Below are 17,900 nucleotides of genomic sequence, written 5' to 3'. Positions count from 1 at the left end.
TAAATGAAATTTATCTTAATTGTATGTCAGTGGGTGTTGGCTTTGCAATGGCCTTAACCGTTCCTAGCCATCGTTGTGAAATTGAGCTGTTTAGGCCTTTTAACATTCCAAATGAAATCAATATCATCGCGAGAAGAATAAATAAAAACTCTATGAATGCTTGACCCTTCTGGTTGACTAAAAGCTTTTGGGCGTGCATATTGGCGTCGAGATTTTGCACTAATTCTTGTTGATGGGAATTGAATTCTTGGTTAAATAAATCAGCTTTTTCCATTATAATAAATGCTAATCCAAGGGGACCGGAGTCTCAATGAAGAAATATTTTCCAATTTTTATCGCCGTATCTTTCCTAACGTTTATAGGTCTAGGGCAGGGTATGTTCAAATTATTTGATCTTAAGGCCGATGCTACTAAAGTAGAGAAGAAGATTACGACTCACTATGAGTCACTATATAAAGACTTAGAACTTAAAACGACTGAAAATAAGAAAGTTAAATTAAAAGATCTTAAAACTCCAATTGTTATCATCAACTTTTGGGCAACTTGGTGTAAGCCTTGTTTAATAGAATTTCCATCAATCGTTACCATGAAGAAAAAGTATAATGACGATCAGATAATGGTCTTTGGAATTAACCAAGATGATGAAGACCAGATGGAAAATATTAAGAAAATTACTAAAAAGTATAAATTAAACTTCCCTAATGTTGCAGATACTGATGGATCAATACTAGAGAAGTTTATGATATCGGCAATTCCCGTTTCAATTATTTATCATAAGGGAAAAGTAATTCAGGTTTCAAATGGAGCAAAAGATTTTAGTTCTGAAGAGCTCTACGAGAAGTTTGATAATCTACTTAAGAAATAGCTTACTTCTATAAGTAAGCTATCCTTAGCGGATGCACTTATTCACACCCCAGTGATAGGTAACCTTATCAATATTATCTACATCAAAAATAGTAAACCTAGGCTTTAGTCCACTAACAAGCGCACCTTGATTTTTGAAGTTCAAGGCATGAGCGGCGTTCATTGTAATCGCTGCCCATAATTGAGCAATATTCATTTTATATGTAGGAGCAGCTAAAGAAGCAACGAGAAGGACATTGTCGCAGTGACATGATCCAGGATTATAGTCAGATGCTATGGCCACCTTTACACCAGCCTTAAAAAAAGCTTCAGCATCGGCCTGTGGTTTTCCAAGGAAAAAACCAGTTCCAGGTAAGAGGGTCGCCACAGTTGAAGAGCTGGCTAGGGCAGATATACCATCTTCAGTTGTACATAGAAGATGATCAGTACTTAGTGCATTATTCTTAACCGCAAGAATAGCACCTTTATTATCTTTAAATTCGTCGGCATGACTCTTTACGGGAATATTTAAAAAGGAAGCGACATCAAATAACTGCTGAGTGTCTACTTCATCGAAGTATCCTTCTTCGTGAAAGATATCTACAGCGTCGATAACGCCAATTTCAGATAGTTCCTTAAGAAGTGGGATTACAACTTTATTGATGTAATCATTAGATGTTTTATATTCTTTAGGCACAGCATGCGCGGCCATATATGTATTAGAAATTTGAACACGACCTTCAAAGTGATCTTTCAGACGCTCAATTATCAAAGAGCATTCTTTCTCTTTTTCATAATTAAGGCCATATCCACTTTTAATTTCTATTGTTCCAACACCATAGGAATAAATTCTCTCTACTCTAGCAACAGCATCTTCAAATAGTTGATCAGCACTACTTTCATTAGTAGCTTTCATCGTTGAGAGGATCCCACCGCCTGCGTTGGCGATGGCCTGATAGTCGGCACCATTTAAGCGCATAGAATATTCTGAAGATCTATCTCCACCAAAAACTAAGTGTGTATGTGAGTCTACAAGTTCGGGAAGAAGAGTTTTTCCTGTGAAGTCTTCAAAGGGTACTGATTGAAATTCACTTGGAATTGTTGAGTCCTCTCCGACCCAAACAATTTCTTCGCTATCAAATACTATAGAAGCATTCTCGATAATAGAGAGGTCTTCTGGAAGTAGATGGCGCCCATCTTTCTTATAAGCATTTTCGAGCGTTACAATTTGAGAGAAATTTCTAAATGCTTTTAAACTCATTATAATTCCTAGTTAATTTCTTTTAAGTGTTCAGCCGCTGCATTAACAATCTCATTTGAAGAGATAAGCTTTTTAATATTATCCATGTCTTTATAGAAAATTCTATCTTCTTCAATTGGAAGAACATGCTTTCTAACAAGAGCGTGAACTGCTTCTAGAGCAGGAGAAGACTTGAGTGGCCTTTGAAAGTCTAGTGCTTGTGTATTACAAAGAAGCTCAATACCAAGTACTGTTTTAGCATTGTCTATAACTTCTAATAATTTTCTACCTGCTGTCACACCCATTGATACATGATCTTCCTTATCAGTAGAAGTTGGAACACTGTCTACGGATGCCGGATGACAAAGGTACTTATTCTCTGAAGTAAGGGCCGCTGCTGTTACGTGAGCAATCATTAGTCCTGAATTTAATCCTGAGTTCTTAGTTAGAAATGCAGGAAGATCAGAGAAGCTAGGATTCATCATTTTTTCAATTCTTCTTTCACAGATATTACAAATCTCAGCAACACCCATTGAAAGATAGTCCATAACCAGCGATAGAGCTTCACCGTGGAAATTTCCACCACTAACTACTTTATCTTCTTCTAAGAAAATAAGTGGATTATCTGTAACTGAATTTAGCTCTATTGAGATAACTTCTCTTGCATGTTTAAGAGTTTGTCTACAAGCTCCATGTACTTGAGGAACACATCTTAAAGAATAAGGATCTTGAACTTTTCCACAGTCATCGTGTGAGTCTTTTATCTTTGAATCAGCTAAGAGATTATTTAAGTTATTACATGAGTCGATTTGACCAGGATGTGGCTTAAGTTGTGATATACCTTGGTAATAAGCCTTTGTAGTTCCTCTTACACCGTCTAGTGTAAGTGCTGCACTGATATCAGCAATTTTCATAATATTAGTAGCTTCTACAACTGCGCAAGCTCCAATGGCCGCCATGACAGCTGTACCGTTAATTAGAGCGAGACCATCTTTTGGACCTAGTACTGCAGGAGACTTCTTAATTTGATCTATTGCAAACTTAGAATTAACTAGTTTTCCTTCATAGATAACTTCTCCTTCTCCTATGAGCGCAAGCGCAATATGAGATAGGGGAGCTAAGTCTCCAGAGGCACCAACTGAACCTTTTTCTGGAACAACTGGAATAACATCGTGATTGATAAAATCAATAATAAGTTGAACGATTTCAGGTTGAACACCTGAGTAACCAGAGATGAGGCAATTTGCTCTAAGAATCATAATTGCACGAGTAATCTCTCTGCTGAATGGTTTACCAGTTCCTGTACAGTGGGATCTAATAAGATTAACTTGTAGAGTTGCTAGGTCTTCTTTTTTTATGTGCATACTTGAAAGTGCACCGAAGCCTGTGTTGATACCGTATACAGGCTCACCCTTTTCAACAATATTGTGAACGTAGGCGCGAGATTCTTTCATTCTCTCCAATGCTTTATCGCAAATATTAATTTCAACCTTTCCAGGTTTAGAAAAAGCAATATGATGAACTTGTTCAATTGTAAGTGACTGTCCATTAAAAGTAATTTTCTCAACTGCAGACATTTTATCTCCTTAAACTTTCAACTTTCTCACGATAAGTAGTAGGGCCTTCTTTAAAAATATATGAGCCTGCAACAAGGTTGTCGGCTCCAGCTTTTCTTAATTTGTCAGCATTGATATTGCTAACGCCTCCATCTACTTGAATCGTAAGATTTGGATATTGTGTTTTTAATTTATTAAAATATTCAATTCTCTCATAGCTCTCCTCTATAAAAGCTTGTCCACCAAAGCCTGGTTCAACGGACATAATTAGAAGAAGATCAATATTCGCTAATACTTCTGAACTAATATCTTCTAGAGGAGTTTTTGGTTTAATAGAGACACCGACACTTGGATAGTACTTCTTTGCTTTCTTAATAAGCTCAAATGAGTTTTCTGTGGCCTCTATATGAAAAGTAAAATTATGAATATTGAAATCTTTAAAGGTTTCAATAAAGAATTCTGGGTTGCTCACCATAAAGTGGGCATCTAATGGTATTTTGGTTTTCTTTGAAATCAATTTTACAATAGGATGACCAAAAGTAAGGTTTGGTACAAAGTGAGCATCCATAATGTCGAGGTGGAACCATAAATCTTCAAAACCTTCAAAGGCATTTAATTCAGATTCAATATTTAAGAAATCACAGGCTAATAAACTTGGTGAAATAATCATCATTCTTCCTAGTTAATTGTAAAATCAGTTGTAGAGTTCTTCATTCCATTAATTAGTGATGTATCGCTACATCTCTTCTTTCCCTCGATCTGCACGTCGCTAAGGCGCAGAGTACCGTTGCTACATCCAATGAGAATATTTCCATCTTTAGTGTCACAGGCTCCAGGGCTGATTGATTTAAGTGATTTCTCAACAGAAAAAACTTTGAGTCTTTTTCCGTTTAATTTACACCAAGTGCCCGGCCAAGGAATGAGCGCTCTTACTTGATTGTGAATTTCTTCAATTGTTTTATTACTAAAATCTAGAAATCCATCTTCTTTTTTCAAAGTAGGAGCAAATGTAGCAGCATCATGATCTTGAGGAGTGTAGGTAATTTTATTATTTAAAAGCTTAGAGATAACAGTATTTAAACTTAGTGCCGCTTGAAACTTAAGCCTAGTATAGAGCTGTCCACCCGTTTCATTATCATCTAATTGCATAGGATAAGAGTGTACGAGATCCCCCGCGTCCATTTGCTTTACCATTCTCTGAATGCTGACACCACTTTCTTTGTCTCCGTTAAGCAGGGCGTACTGAATTGGAGCAGCCCCTCTATATCTAGGGAGTAGTGATGTATGAATATTAAAGCAGCCCAATTTAGGTAAGTTTAAAATTCTACTACCTAGAAATTGAGCGAACGCAAGAACGACTATAGCGTCAACTTTCTCGCCTTCAAGCTTATTTAGTATTTCTTCTTCTCGGTTGATATTCTCTGTTTGAATAAGAGAGATCTTGCTAGCCTTAGCAAACTCAGCTACGGGAGGTGACTGTAGCTTCTGTCCTCTTCCCGCTGGTCTGTCTGGCATTGTTATAACGTGAGATAAGTTTACATGAGGATGATTGAATAACATTTCTAGGGCCGGGACAGAAAAGTCTGGTGTCCCACAAAAGATAATATTCAACTTCTTCATTTAAAGTCCTTTCTTCTTTTTTTGTTTTAGGAATTTCTTCTTTAAAAGGTTTTGCTTTAACATACTTAATCTTTCTAGAAAGACTATTCCCTCTAGGTGATCATTCTCGTGTTGTAGACAAATTGATAGGAGTTCATCTGCATCTATAGAGTGTTTCTCTCCCCACATATCTTGATAATCTACAGTAATTGTTTTGGCCCTTTTAACTTCTTCATATATACCAGGAACACTTAGACATCCTTCTTCGTAGAGAATCTCTCCATGCTTATTGCTGATAACTGGATTAATGAAAATCATTGGGTTGAAATTTGAGAGTACGTGCTCACTTGAACCATCAGCTCTTGTAACTTCTTCTCTGTCATAATCAATATCCATGACGAAGAGTCTGATGCTCTTTCCAATTTGAGGAGCAGCTAACCCAATGCCTGGAGCATGATACATAGTAAATAACATGTCTTTGCAAAGAGCTCGAAGATCATCGTCAAACTCAGTGACTGGTTCAGCAACTTTCTTAAGCACAGGAGCTGGGTAAGTGAATATTTGAAGGAGTTCCCCTTCGAGTTTATAGTTCTCTAAAAAGCTTGAATTTTCCATGAGCCCTTATAGCATGGAAGCTGCGCGTAAGTCTACCTTAAGGGCTTGTTTTCTAAAAGGTATACAGTATCCTTCAGCTCTTCAATATTCTTATTTAAAAGTGCATTGACTCCGGCCTTGGCCTTGACCCCTCTTCTCCAAACTTTCCAAGTAGTTACAACGTTTGTAAGGTCTTCGAGTTTATTGCTTCGATACGTGGCTTCATGCATTATATAGTAGTGGTTATTCTCAAGAATATACTGTCGAATTGACTGTGATCCTATCCAGTTTATTTTTCTCTCAAGGGCCTCTTCAATAAAGTAAGGCTTTCTAACAGAAGCACTTACTTGTGCTGATCCAATAGTTTTTATTACTCGATCAGGCATGTAAGGAAGAATGAATGATGGAATAAAAATATTCCAGAGATTTCCAATTATAAAGAGTGCAATAAAGTATTTTGAAACTTGCTTCTTACTCTTAATAAATAAAAAGGCACCAACAAAGAGAAGGGCTACAGTAGTTAAAACTTTTATTGTTAATGAGGCTGATTGGTTCACTTCATTAAACACGAGCAGAGAACTTAGAAGAATACCAGTCAGGGCCATTAAAATAGAGATCACGATATTGGCCAACTTCATCATCTTCTCTCTTTTTTGACTTAACTGATAATTATTAAGAAGAATGAAGTTTGAAATTAGAAAGAAAATAATCGATGGCATGGCATAGTGATGTGAGCGCTGTGATGGAATTAGCCATAGAGTGAAAAAGACAAAGAAGCAGCAATTAGAAAAGAGCAGAAATTTATCATTCTTTACTTTAATCCAATGGTCTTTGATCTGAGAAATACTAATAGGTAAGTACAAACTCCATGGAAGCGCGAATATAATGAGTCCTTGGAAAACGTGTCTAATCGGATAAGATTTAGAAGCAAACTTTCCTAAGTTTTCTCTTAAAAAGAAGTAATCAATAAATTCATGTCCATACTTTAGTGTGCAAATGATGAACCAGATAGAAGCAATTGCGAGAGAATAGAAAAAACATATAAGTGCTTTTTTTAGATCTTTAGAGTTGAAGCCAAACATATACCACTCTAAAACTAGAAATAATCCAATTCCACCTGCGGCCATGACAATTGAGACAGGTCCTTTAACGAGAATCGAGAGGCCGATAAAGAGTGAGGCTAGGTGAAGTGAGTACTTCTTATCATTAAGATAGAGGTAAAAGTAGAGTGCACCCAGCGTTGTAAGCATTGTAAGAGGCATCTCCATCATAAAGATTCTAGAGTATTTAAACATGCCAAATGTAGCACTTAGAAAAACAAATATAAGTAGAAATGACTTCGATAAAAGTTTTGAGACAATCTGTGACGTTAGTATAAGAGTTGCTAGAGAGAAGAGAACAATCGAGAGTCTAGAGAGTAAAATACTTGGGCCACCGCCAATGAAGTAGAAAATATTGGCCATCCAAAATTGTAGAGGTGGTTTAGACCAGTGATTCTCTCCGTTGTATAGAGGTGTGAGAATTGAGCCAGCATTGAACATCTCTTTCGCAATTTGTAGATAGAATCCTTCTGTTCCTTGTCTAATCGCATCGAGATTTCCGATGTCCCAAGTGTAGAGAATAAAAACAAGAAAAATTGAAAAGATAGAAAGTTTTTTAATAGATGAAAATGATGTCATTTCGCTAATTTCCGATTTCTAGAAAAAATCACGATTAATATAATTGTAAACGCAATAGGAACAGTGAATGTTGCTGCTATTGGTGGAACCTTAGAGTTATTTCCTAATTCGATTAAATATGAATAAACCAGCCAGTATAGAATCGTAAAAAAGAAAACGGCAGCAATGTTTTTTCCAAAAGAACTACTTCTTCTATTCGGGTTAAAAACAGAGACAGATGCTAAAATAGCAAAGATGATGCAAATGATTGAGTTTGCAAACTTATCGTAGAAAAGAACCATATACTCATTAATATTAATTCCACTTGTTTTTAATTGATCGATATACTTCCAAAGCTTAACAATATTTAAAATTGTTATGTCGGCTTCGATTTGTCTAAGCTCTTCTGGGGTTTCGTAGAGATTAATTATATTTTCTTTATTTTCTTCTGCCTTAGGAAATGACTTTAAATTAAGACCGTCTAGCTTTATTACGTTTTTTCCAATCCAAATTCCTTTCTCCCAGTAGACCTTTTGCATGGCCTGAATTTCTTCTAGGTATGAGTCAGCAGATAATTTATAAAGAGTTACATTGTAGAGTTCTTTTTTTATTTGATTATAATTTGTAAATGCAATGAAATAGTCGTCAGAGCGATACCACATCTTACCACTACCGATGGTAGATGATCTTAGTCCCTGACTTTTAAGGTTACTGAATTTATGAGTTGATTCAGATATTAAGTTCTCTCTCTGTGATTTGAAAAAAGGAGAGATATATGAAGTCATCATAAATTGAACAATTGTAACAATGAGTGAGGCAAAAATTAAGTCGATGATATAATTCTTTCTTGAATAGCCAGCTGCAAAGATTGCAGTGAGCTCACTTCGAGTCTTGAGTTTATTAATACTGAATAAACTTGCCATTAAGCATGAAACAGGAAAAATTTTATTGAGGTAGCCAGGAATCTCAATGAAATGATTAATCATAACTTCTGTCGCAGTTACATTCCCTCTGAGAAAGCCAGAAATTAAATTTGCAACAGAGACGAGAAGGAAAAGTGCGATGACTGATCCAGCAAAGAATTTAAACCATTCTTTAAGTATGAGCTTTCTTAAGATACCCATATTATTTCTTCTTACCTATGAGAGATATAAGTAATAATAGTGGTCTCAAGGCAATATAATTTATTAGCTTTCCAATCGAACCAGAACCCTCAAAGAGACTCACAATATGTGGTGAAAGACGGTAATACAATTCTACAAACTTAAAACCAAGAGGAAGCTCTAATAGGATTTTTTTAAATTCTCTTAAATCATTTGTTACTTGATGATTAGGTCCATAACTATATGAGGCGATAAAACAGCCTTTAGAGTCTACTTGAATTTTAGTGTAGGCATTTTGAAAGGCCTTGAGATTATGTGCTTGTTTTCTTTTAATGAACTTACGAAGCATTTGAGCATTTATGTGCTGATATTTAAATCCATTTGTGAATTTTACAAATTGATCGAGACAGCGAATAGATTCTCGGTGAAGATTAGGGCTTCGATCATAGGCCTTTGCTAAGTCCCAATATACTTGGCTAATTAGTAGAAGCTCTGAGATCTCTTTCTCATTATCAAAGAAATTAGGAGAGAGTCTCTCCTCACTAACTCCAAAGTAACTGGCAAGAGTATTTAAATATAGCGAATACTTTTCGACAGCTTTCGGGATTTCACCAGTAGAGTAGTACTGTCTCGCTTGCTTTAGAGATTTTAATCGATCTCGGTAAGCGTTTAAAACACTCTCTGGTTTCTTCTTCTCTTCTTCTGGAGCCTTTTTCTCTTCGGTCATTAATTAGAACCTGTAAGATAGTGACAGAGAAGTTTCTTGTACCTTTTCGCCTTCTTGGTTAAGAAGTTCATCTTCTTCAAGCTTCGAGTTCTTGAGTGCAGCTTCAACAGTAAGCTTTGGTTGAACCCAACTGATACCAGCACCGGAACCTCTTTCTTTAAGGGCCTTATCTCTATATGTACCAAATCTTAAAAAGAAGTTATCTAGGAACTTGATCTGAGCTGCTGCTTTCCAAACTAAAGTGGAAGAGAGGTTCTCTTTCCAGTCAGCACCACCATCTAGCATAAGTGAAATTGTATCTTTGAAAACGTATTGAAATCCAAGAATTGCTTTTGAATCTTGAGGTCTCTCTCTTAATGGATCAACTGCAACAACTCCCATTGTTAATTCTGGAGATATGATACGTGTAATTCCAAGAGTGAATTTCTTATAAGTTTCTTCAGAACTTTGGTGAAATTCATCTACAGTTTCTTCTGTGATATGTTGATAACTCACACCAAAAGAGGCCATCTTTCCAAGTGGTGAGGCCATAGAGCCAGCAATAGTCTTTCTCTTTTCATCACCTTTCTTTTGCTTTGTATAGGCAACAGCACCTTTGAGTGATCCCTTTGTGTCGGCAGCAATAAAGCTGATAGCATCTGATTCTGAAACAGCGCCATTGTCTGGGGTTTGTTCCGTACTAACTTTCTGAAAGTAGAATGTACTTATATTAAAAAATGAAATAGCAGCAGGGTTTAGAAAAATAGATTCTTCCACTAGAAGTGAACCTGCACCTGCTCCAGCCGTTGACTTAAGTCTTGTTGTTTCATACTCAAGAATTCGTCCTTGTGCACAAAGTGTGAAAGTAAGACAGATGGACAATAGTGATAAATGTGATAATCTAATTTTCATAATTTTTCCAAAATAAAAGTTTATTAAGGATAGTATAATGAATATTAGAAAGGCCGTCATCCCTGTTGCGGGTAAAGGAACAAGGTTTTTACCGGCAACAAAACAAACACCTAAAGAGATGTTGCCAATAATCAATATTCCAATGGTTCATTACTGTGTAATGGAAGCAGTTGAGTCAGGTATTGAGCAATTAATTTTTGTGACTTCTTCTGGAAAGGGTTCTATCGAGAATTATTTTGATAGAAACTTGGAATTAGAGAACTTTCTTGAGCAAAATGGTAAGTTAAAAGAGTTAGAGCTTATTCAAAATGTAAGTTCTATGATTGAAATTATAACTGTAAGACAAAAAGAGCAGTTAGGTCTTGGTCACGCGATTAATTGTGCTTCGCCAATTGTTGGAAGTGAGACTTTTTCAGTTATCCTTGGCGATGACATCGTAAGAGGGCAAACACCAGCGACTAAACAATTAATTGATGTCTCTAGAGACAATGGTGGCAAATCCGTAATTGGAGTTATGGAAGTTCCGGAAACTGAAACATATAAGTATGGAATAGTGGACGGAGAATTCCTTAAAGATAGTTCAACTACTTTGAAAATGAATGCTATGATTGAAAAGCCAAAGCCTGCTGAGGCACCTACAAATTTAGCAACACCAGGTAGATATATTCTCTCGGGAGATATTTTTGAGTGCTTGAGAGAAATACCAAGAGGAGTTGGTGGGGAATATCAGCTTACAGATGCTATCAATATGCTGGCTAATAAAGATGAGGTTTATGCTCATAAGTTTATTGGAGATAGATTTGATACAGGCTGTATTGAAGGTTACCTAAATGCAACGGTTGAATTTGCTCTTAGGGATGAATCTACAAAAGACTTAATGTTAAATATTATCAAAGAGAAGATTAAAACTTACGGGATAAAATAATGAGAAAGCTTCTTTCATTAGCTCTATTTTTTACTACACTTAATATTTATGCTGTCGCTCCAAGTGTAGAGGGACTTTTTAGAAACCCAAATAGTCAGGACCTTGATGGTAACCTTATTGTTCTTAAGGCTATGATCGAAAGAGAGGCTACAGAGGAAGAATACTTCAAACCTTCTTTCTATAAGTTCATCTTTAGTATTGAAGCTGAGCAAAGGGTTAAGTTTCTTCAGGTGGAGTATAGTGAAGGGAAAATGTCTAATGATGAAGTTGTTAGTACATTATTCTTAAACAACTTCTTTCCTAAAGTTAAAAATGATGAACTTATCGAAAGATCTTTATTTTATTCTCTCTTAACAATGTACGGATTAAATAGTTCTGAAGCTATCTCAAGTATACTGAAGAGATACTCAATGAATTATATATCAAATAAAGATTCTCTTAATAAAGAGAAGTTGGATTTATTTGATAAGTATAAGAAGTATTTAACTGCCGTTAAAGAGAATGAAGATATTAAGGAAGAGCTTACCTCTCCACTAGAAGGTGAAGATGAGGAAGCGAAAAAGAAGATTCAAGAAATTAGATCTTCAAGTATGTACTCTGAGAACAAAGCACTTAAGTTAGTTAAAGAGGGGAGAAACTTCTTTTTGAACTTAGACCTTGGAGGAGTGAGTGCTAAGTTTACAAATGAGGAGCATAGACTAGTTCGAATGAAAGTTTCTAAGGGAACAAGTGATGTTGAATCTTTCTTCTCAGACTATATTCTATTTAATGGAAGGCATGAGCTTCCTAAGCATATAATGATAAAAGATCAGAGCAATATTAATTATAATGTTAGATTTCTTGGCCTATCTATCTTCAACAATACCGGAGATGATTTAGCTAAGAGAGCACTAAGGTATAAGAAGATTGAAGAAGAAAATCTTGCCAAAAATCCTAAGAAAGATCTGATGAGCCAAGAAGAGCCAGTGGCCAATGCTAAAGGGCAGAAGCTGATCACACAGAAACCAGTTCTGGTTTACTAGATATAAGGTGTCTAAATTATTGAAATGAGACACCTTTAACTCTTTTATTCAAGTTTATTTCTGATTCGCCGATAAACAGATGAGATAGAATTTTTATCGTAATGGTAATTGGGAATAAACTATGAACATTAAAAACCTTTTAATTCTTTTAACTATCGGCAGCCTTGCACCTAGTACACTTGCTGGTGAGTTCTCCATTTCTAATATAAATATTGTTGGAAGTGAGGGAAACTCAAATGGTAGGCAATCAAATGATCCAGGTGATGATGGGACGATCAACCCTGGCGAAGGATCAGGAACAGAGTTTCAAAGCCAAAATTGTAGAGAGAGAATAAAGGCCAACAATACTCTTACGATGGATGAATTAAGTATTCTAAATGGTGGTCAATTACCAATTCTTGAACCACATTCAAAAACAAAATTTCGTGTAGAGTTTAATCGACTTGCTACAAAGTGTGTTCATCTAAAGGTGAATAGAATTTTAGATAATGAAAATAACCATATTGTTAACTTTGAAAACCTAAAGAATTTTGCCAAGGAAGATTTACATTTTACAGCTGAAGAGCTGAAGCAAGATGTATCTTCACTTATTAGTAATATGTCTATGGACGAGAAAATCACTCGTTGTTTAATTAAGCATAACTACCTTGTTAAGAAAGGCTCAGGTTATGAGATGGATAGAAACAATGAGAAGTTCGAATCTATTTCAAAGACTCCAAACCTTCAGGAAGACTTTAACCCTGAAAAGAGTTCTAAGTTTCTCTTTGCTAGTCCGGTGACAGATAGAAATGATTACATCACTTATAAAGATAAGGTTATCGATGACAAAGAAGGAAAGTGGGCCTGTACTAAAATTCAAGAGTATGGAATAAAAGAAGGCTCTGAAGATGAGTCTAAGTATGCGTTTGTTTCTCAGTATGATAGAGACTGGCAACTTGCTAGAGCTGCATGTGAGTCAGCAGTTGATGGTGATATTTATGCTGTCGAGAGACTAATTAGTAAGGACACTGGTAATAGTTCTGAACTTCAAAGAAGACTTAAAGATGTCTATGCAAGACTTCTAGCAAAGGACCTAAAGTCTAAGAGTGAAGAGATTGTTACAAAGATAGAAGATAAGCTTGCTCAACTTGAGAAGTATAACGATCCAACAAATAAAAAAGACAAGAGAAAGGCGAGAGAGATAGCTAGAGAAATTCAATCTCTTTCTAGAAGATATAATAAAGAAATTGCTGAGCCTGCAAAGCAAGTTTTAGCACAGTCTTTAGCTGCGTATGAAGAGATTGAAGATGTTGATTCAGATGCTGCAAGAAATACAAGAGATATATTAGAAAACCGTATTGAAACAGTGACTGAAGCACTGGCCGGTTTATCAGATATCGAAATGACTGATGGAGTAGAGGTGATGAAAGTTCACAACCTACACTCAACAGGTAAAGATCTTTTAGCCGCATATGCAAGCTCTTCTGAGCTTTCGAGAGTTTGTCTAGATTGTGATGGGCAACAAGATATGGAAGACGCGGAAGATAATATTGCAAAGAGAATTAAGAAGTATAATAAAGAAGATAAGAGAGATTGGAGTTTTGTTTCACAAGCCGCTAGAGGTAAGGAAACACCAATGTACTTAACTCAACAGCTTTATACAAATGCACAGAAGAATATGCAAAATCAATATTCTCAATTTCAGCAAAATGAGTATAAGAAGTATCAAGAGTACTGTGCAAGTAGTATGTTTGGTGGAATGAAAAACCCAATTCGTTGTCAGTACTGGCAAAACTCTCAAAGTATGAGAATGAAAATGTTTGAGAGTAAGATGAAGGGACTCCAGCAAGATGTACAAGGTTATAACCAGAAGTACTCTTATTATCAGTCGTACTATGATGCCGCTCAAAGAAGAATGGCGGAAGAGAATGATAGAGAGGTTGCCTCTTTAAATGTAGGAGCTTCTCCTTATGATAGCTTTAGTATTCTAGGAAATACTAATATGGCTCCTAACCAATCTTCTATGTACAATATGGGAACACCACAATTTGCCATGCCTTTAATGCAAGGTCGATAATAAAAAAAGCTCCCTTTTGGGAGCTTTTTTTATGTCTAGATTTTAAATAAAATTAGAATTCAATTGAAGAGTTTAACTGTAGAGCAAAAGAGTTGTCTGCAGTATTCTTGCTTGTTGGATCATTTGTAAAAGCAAAGTAATCACCTGCAAATAAGTAACCTAGAGAACCACCAACCTTAACAGCATTGTTCCAGTGGTAATCGAAGCTTAAATCAATTTCCATTCCTAGATCATCAGCTTGAGTATCTGCAGCTGTAAACGTTTTGTTATTTGTGTGGTTGTAAGAGCTTTGACCAGCTTTTGCCGTCTCATTAGCTTTGGCCCAAATCATAGCAGCTACCCATGACCACTTGTCAGACTTATATTCACCAGCGATCTTAGCATACGTCGCATTTGTCATATAAGAGTCGTAGATATTGTAATTTGTATTTCCAACCGCCTGTAGGTTGTATCTAAATAAAAGGTTCGCTACCTGGTAGTTAGGGTTTAAGTACATCGCTTCGTAGCTAGTTGTAGAACCACTGTGTCCACTGATAGAACCAAAGTCAAAAGCAAGAGTCCAAGAGTCGTTTAGCTTATACTCTGTTTCAAAGATAAATGATTTAGAGTTAACTTTCGTTGTTCCCGTGTTGTAAACTTTCCCAAGCTCACCAGAGATAATAGGAACTTCTAGTTCAAGCTTAAAGTTTCCAAAGATTTTCTTGAAGTAAATATCTGTAACTTTAACGTCTGTTTCACCAAGAGAATATGCACTAGCTGCACCAGTAGTATTTGTATCAGCTCTAGTGTTTCCAGATTTATTATTCTTCTTTGCATAAAGAAGTCCAAAGGCAATATCTCTATCAACGTTATCGTAAAGAAGACCTGCACCAATTTCATTGGCCTTTGTGTTTCTTGATAATGAAGCTTCTGAATCAATCTTTGCCCAATATGGCTCGATTAAGAAATTACCAATTTTAATTTTTGCAGTAATACCATCTCTTGAGAAAGCATGTCTGTCCCATGTGTCGCTACCAGAGTTGTAAACGGCACCAAGACCCCAGTCAGAAGTGTGTCTACCGATAACATAAGTAGCAGTATCAGAGTAGAGCTCCATATAGGCTTGATTAATTACTAAACTCTTAGAGCTTGATGATTTATTTTGAACGTAGAGAGCGTTACCAAAGTTGTCGTTAGTCGCGTCAGTTGTTCTATCGTCACCGAGTCTTCCACCACGACCGTAACCTGAAGTCAGTTCGGCCTTAAAACTTGCTGAGTCGTTTACAATAATATGTGGATTTAGTCTGAAGATGTAACTTTGGAATGATGCTTTTTCATTACCTGTTCCAAGACCAATCTCTTGTGAACCAGCGTTATTTGCAATCGGCTTATTGTCTGCAGTATTTTTAACTCTTCTATAATTATTGATTAGAGTTGTATCAACTCCAAAAACACCATGCCAATCAATTGGAAGTGCATGTGCAGAGTTCATAGTTAAAGTGGCAAGCGTTGCAACTTTAGAGAGGTTAATTAATTTCTTACGTAACACTAGTTACTCCCTTAATAAATGAATTTAAGTATCTAAACGTCTCATGATAATATATGAAAAGAAGAAATGAAGTCAAAAATGTAGGAAAATACTTTGGTAATGTTGCGTCATGTAAAAATCATATTTCTAGCCCTATTAGCGCTTATGGTATTAGGTTTAACCATAGCGTCAGTTTACGTTGTTCAAACAATTAGCGAGATTCCAGTCGAGAGGATTAGAAAATTTGAAAAATCCACGGCCATTGCTCAATCAGTATCGAAAGTTGACTCCGATGTTCTTCTGAATAAATCAGATTTAGAGGATTATTGGCTTTTTACAGAGAGTGAATTGAGCTTCAAAGAGTTTATCGAACTCTCTATTTCATCTGGAAAGTTAACAAAGTATAAAAATGGATTTCTTTCTCACGACGAAATGACCTTGCCAATGGTTGCACTGAATGAGTGTGAGAGATCTTCATGTTATCAAAGAAGAATGTCTTTTGGAGAAATGCCATCAGTTTTTTGGAAGGGTTTAATTGGAATTGAAGATGCCAGATTTTTAAATCACTTTGGAGTCGATTTGAAGTCAATCTTTAGGGCCATTGCCAAGGATATAGCAGAGTTAAGACTTGCTCAAGGTGGTTCAACACTTACACAACAATTAGTTAAGAATCTTTTTTATAGCAATGAAAAGTCGTTTAAAAGGAAAATTAAAGAAATCATTGTTGCAATATATATTGAAACAAAATTTTCAAAGGAAGAGATTTTAACGGCTTACTTTAACGAGGTTTTTTGGGGAAGCTTTAATGGTGTAAGGATTAAAGGTCTTTACTCTGCATCTCTTTTCTACTTCGGTAAAAAGCCAAATGAAGTAGCTCCCTTCGAGGCGGCAATTCTTATTGGTCTTTTAAAAGGGCCATACTTTTATAATCCACTAACACACCTAGATAGGTTAGAGCAGAGAACTAAAGTCGTATTTAATAAATTAGTAGATATGAATTTATTTTCTAAAAGTGCAGATAGAGTGTGGACTGATAAAGAGTGGGAGAAGTGGGTTGTTGATCTTAAGAAAAGAGCGCTCAGCAATAGGTATAGGCCACTTATTTATATTTCTAGAATTACAGAGAATGCGGGAATTAGCTCCTATGAACAATTCGTTCTCGTTAAATCATCCATAGATATTTTAGCGGACATAAAAGAGAAGTATAGTGAAGAAGATGTCGCTGTAAAAATGGTGATTGGAAGTTTGAAAGATAATAATTTCTTTTCTTATTATTCTAAGTGGGAACGAGATAAGATTAAGGCAATTAGCTCCGAGAGAAACTCTGTTGGGAGTACGCTTAAGCCTCTTTACTATGCCCTTATGAGTTATATGGGCCTAAATTGGAGTGATGAAGTTGAGTCGGGTGAGATAACTTTGGACTTAGTTTCTGGAAAGTGGAGCCCTAGAGAATCACATAAGGTAGAAGATGAATTTGTGACCGTCTCCAGATCATTGCAAGAATCTTTGAATAGGCCTTTAGTGCGACTGGCAGATAAGTATGGATTTAAGAATCTTGAACCACATGTAAAAGAATATATTCCAACTCTACAAGTTCCCTTGGCTCAGTATCCAAGTCAATTACTAGGTTCGATAGAGCTCTCAACTTACGAATTATTTGAGGTCTATAAGAAGATATTGAAACGCGAGTGTGAAGAAGTCGCACTTGGAAATAAGAAGTGGGAAGATACGATACTCTATATTTTAAGTGATCCCTCTAAAACAACGATAAAGAGAATTGTCTCTAAGAATCTAAGTAGCCTAAGCTTCTTTGGGAAGACGGGAACCTCTAATAATGGATACGATAATTGGTTTGTTTTCTATGACGGTTGGAATCTGGGAGTCATTTGGACGGGAATTGATTCTGGTCGAAGTGGTGAGCGATTAAGGCTGTATGGAAGTACAACGTCATTTAAAATATTTCAGGATTTTTTATTGACCCGCGGTAGGCGACTTGGTGAGTTGAGCTGCGAAAAAAGTGGCCATTAGTGGATATAGGGGCTTGTCAAAGAAGCCCTAAGTGAGTATATTCATGATAATTCTAAAATATGTTGGGCTGTCGACAAGTGGTAAGTCAGCAGATTTTGATTCTGCCATGCGAAGGTTCGAACCCTTCCAGCCCAGCCATCTTTTTTGATGG

The 17,900-nt window shown here is 36.1% G+C and carries 16 protein-coding genes and 1 tRNA gene; 6 read left to right on the top strand and 11 right to left on the bottom strand.

The window, feature by feature from the left end:
• Nucleotides 1-10: 10 nt before the first annotated feature.
• Nucleotides 11-274: a hypothetical protein gene (locus BMS_RS16370; RefSeq protein ID WP_014245935.1), complete on the bottom strand. Its 264-nt coding sequence runs from the start codon at nt 272-274 to the stop codon at nt 11-13.
• A gap of 36 nt (nt 275-310) precedes the next feature.
• Between BMS_RS16370 and BMS_RS16365 the strand changes: the two genes are divergently transcribed.
• On the top strand, nt 311-865 hold the full coding sequence (locus BMS_RS16365) for a TlpA family protein disulfide reductase (RefSeq protein WP_014245934.1): 555 nt from the start codon (nt 311-313) through the stop codon (nt 863-865).
• A gap of 24 nt (nt 866-889) precedes the next feature.
• On the opposite strand, the gene hutI is transcribed toward BMS_RS16365, so the two are convergent.
• Genes hutI through BMS_RS16320 form a run of 9 tightly spaced genes read right to left on the bottom strand, consistent with a single transcriptional unit; the run spans nt 890 to nt 10,211 of the window.
• Nucleotides 890-2,104 carry an imidazolonepropionase gene (hutI, locus tag BMS_RS16360; protein WP_014245933.1) on the bottom strand — a complete coding sequence of 405 codons (1,215 nt, stop codon included), beginning with the start codon at nt 2,102-2,104 and terminating at the stop codon, nt 890-892.
• An 8-nt stretch (nt 2,105-2,112) separates the two neighbouring features.
• A complete protein-coding gene (gene hutH / locus BMS_RS16355) occupies nt 2,113-3,660 on the bottom strand; it encodes a histidine ammonia-lyase (protein ID WP_014245932.1) in 1,548 nt (515 codons plus the stop codon).
• A gap of 1 nt (nt 3,661) precedes the next feature.
• Nucleotides 3,662-4,312 (bottom strand): ribulose-phosphate 3-epimerase, encoded by a 651-nt coding sequence (rpe, locus tag BMS_RS16350; RefSeq protein ID WP_014245931.1) that lies wholly within the window; start codon nt 4,310-4,312, stop codon nt 3,662-3,664.
• A gap of 5 nt (nt 4,313-4,317) precedes the next feature.
• The gene (gene fmt, locus BMS_RS16345) at nt 4,318-5,259 is read right to left on the bottom strand and encodes a methionyl-tRNA formyltransferase (RefSeq protein WP_014245930.1); all 942 of its coding nucleotides are present in this window, start codon (nt 5,257-5,259) and stop codon (nt 4,318-4,320) included.
• On the bottom strand, nt 5,260-5,853 hold the full coding sequence (def, locus tag BMS_RS16340) for a peptide deformylase (protein ID WP_014245929.1): 594 nt from the start codon (nt 5,851-5,853) through the stop codon (nt 5,260-5,262).
• A 32-nt stretch (nt 5,854-5,885) separates the two neighbouring features.
• Entirely contained in the window at nt 5,886-7,511 is a 1,626-nt protein-coding gene (locus tag BMS_RS16335; protein ID WP_014245928.1) for an ArnT family glycosyltransferase, read from the bottom strand.
• Nucleotides 7,508-8,614: an LptF/LptG family permease gene (locus BMS_RS16330; protein WP_014245927.1), complete on the bottom strand. Its 1,107-nt coding sequence runs from the start codon at nt 8,612-8,614 to the stop codon at nt 7,508-7,510. Before BMS_RS16330 ends, BMS_RS16335 begins: the two co-directional genes overlap by 4 nt.
• Before the next feature lies 1 nt (nt 8,615).
• A complete protein-coding gene (locus BMS_RS16325; protein ID WP_014245926.1) occupies nt 8,616-9,320 on the bottom strand; it encodes a hypothetical protein in 705 nt (234 codons plus the stop codon).
• A 3-nt stretch (nt 9,321-9,323) separates the two neighbouring features.
• Nucleotides 9,324-10,211, bottom strand: coding sequence for a hypothetical protein (locus BMS_RS16320; RefSeq protein ID WP_044557736.1), 888 nt, complete (start codon nt 10,209-10,211; stop codon nt 9,324-9,326).
• Nucleotides 10,212-10,248: 37 nt separating this feature from the next.
• Here BMS_RS16320 and galU point away from each other — a divergent pair, with 37 nt between their 5' ends.
• The 3 genes from galU (at nt 10,249) to BMS_RS16305 (ending at nt 14,214) form a co-directional block, all read left to right on the top strand.
• Nucleotides 10,249-11,136 (top strand): UTP--glucose-1-phosphate uridylyltransferase GalU, encoded by an 888-nt coding sequence (gene galU, locus BMS_RS16315; protein ID WP_014245924.1) that lies wholly within the window; start codon nt 10,249-10,251, stop codon nt 11,134-11,136.
• Nucleotides 11,136-12,158, top strand: coding sequence for a hypothetical protein (locus BMS_RS16310; protein ID WP_014245923.1), 1,023 nt, complete (start codon nt 11,136-11,138; stop codon nt 12,156-12,158). The genes galU and BMS_RS16310 overlap by 1 nt, the downstream gene beginning before the upstream one ends.
• A gap of 121 nt (nt 12,159-12,279) precedes the next feature.
• Nucleotides 12,280-14,214: a hypothetical protein gene (locus BMS_RS16305; protein ID WP_014245922.1), complete on the top strand. Its 1,935-nt coding sequence runs from the start codon at nt 12,280-12,282 to the stop codon at nt 14,212-14,214.
• A gap of 52 nt (nt 14,215-14,266) precedes the next feature.
• On the opposite strand, the gene BMS_RS16300 is transcribed toward BMS_RS16305, so the two are convergent.
• Entirely contained in the window at nt 14,267-15,742 is a 1,476-nt protein-coding gene (locus tag BMS_RS16300; protein WP_014245921.1) for a hypothetical protein, read from the bottom strand.
• A 144-nt stretch (nt 15,743-15,886) separates the two neighbouring features.
• Between BMS_RS16300 and BMS_RS16295 the strand changes: the two genes are divergently transcribed.
• Together BMS_RS16295 and BMS_RS16290 are read left to right on the top strand one after the other, a co-directional pair.
• Complete coding sequence (locus tag BMS_RS16295) at nt 15,887-17,749, top strand: transglycosylase domain-containing protein (RefSeq protein WP_157868310.1); 1,863 nt, start codon at nt 15,887-15,889, stop codon at nt 17,747-17,749.
• Nucleotides 17,750-17,812: 63 nt separating this feature from the next.
• Nucleotides 17,813-17,887: transfer RNA gene (locus BMS_RS16290), tRNA-Gln, on the top strand.
• The last annotated feature ends 13 nt before the right edge of the window (nt 17,888-17,900 follow it).

The organism is Halobacteriovorax marinus SJ (assembly GCF_000210915.2).
In the GTDB taxonomy this organism is placed as follows: Bacteria; Bdellovibrionota; Bacteriovoracia; order Bacteriovoracales; family Bacteriovoracaceae; genus Halobacteriovorax; species Halobacteriovorax marinus.
The sequence above is the reverse complement of the archived record's forward strand: the minus strand, read 5'-3'. Positions and strand labels throughout refer to the sequence as shown.

Excerpts from the sequence above, each read along its gene's own strand:
- BMS_RS16370 (WP_014245935.1), bottom strand. The coding sequence starts at position 274 with ATGGAAAAAGCTGATTTATTTAACCAAGAATTCAATTCCCATCAACAA.
- BMS_RS16365 (WP_014245934.1), top strand. The coding sequence starts at position 311 with ATGAAGAAATATTTTCCAATTTTTATCGCCGTATCTTTCCTAACGTTT.
- hutI (WP_014245933.1), bottom strand. The coding sequence starts at position 2,104 with ATGAGTTTAAAAGCATTTAGAAATTTCTCTCAAATTGTAACGCTCGAA.
- hutH (WP_014245932.1), bottom strand. The coding sequence starts at position 3,660 with ATGTCTGCAGTTGAGAAAATTACTTTTAATGGACAGTCACTTACAATT.
- rpe (WP_014245931.1), bottom strand. The coding sequence starts at position 4,312 with ATGATGATTATTTCACCAAGTTTATTAGCCTGTGATTTCTTAAATATT.
- fmt (WP_014245930.1), bottom strand. The coding sequence starts at position 5,259 with ATGAAGAAGTTGAATATTATCTTTTGTGGGACACCAGACTTTTCTGTC.
- def (WP_014245929.1), bottom strand. The coding sequence starts at position 5,853 with ATGGAAAATTCAAGCTTTTTAGAGAACTATAAACTCGAAGGGGAACTC.
- BMS_RS16335 (WP_014245928.1), bottom strand. The coding sequence starts at position 7,511 with ATGACATCATTTTCATCTATTAAAAAACTTTCTATCTTTTCAATTTTT.
- BMS_RS16330 (WP_014245927.1), bottom strand. The coding sequence starts at position 8,614 with ATGGGTATCTTAAGAAAGCTCATACTTAAAGAATGGTTTAAATTCTTT.
- BMS_RS16325 (WP_014245926.1), bottom strand. The coding sequence starts at position 9,320 with ATGACCGAAGAGAAAAAGGCTCCAGAAGAAGAGAAGAAGAAACCAGAG.
- BMS_RS16320 (WP_044557736.1), bottom strand. The coding sequence starts at position 10,211 with ATGAAAATTAGATTATCACATTTATCACTATTGTCCATCTGTCTTACT.
- galU (WP_014245924.1), top strand. The coding sequence starts at position 10,249 with ATGAATATTAGAAAGGCCGTCATCCCTGTTGCGGGTAAAGGAACAAGG.
- BMS_RS16310 (WP_014245923.1), top strand. The coding sequence starts at position 11,136 with ATGAGAAAGCTTCTTTCATTAGCTCTATTTTTTACTACACTTAATATT.
- BMS_RS16305 (WP_014245922.1), top strand. The coding sequence starts at position 12,280 with ATGAACATTAAAAACCTTTTAATTCTTTTAACTATCGGCAGCCTTGCA.
- BMS_RS16295 (WP_157868310.1), top strand. The coding sequence starts at position 15,887 with ATGGTATTAGGTTTAACCATAGCGTCAGTTTACGTTGTTCAAACAATT.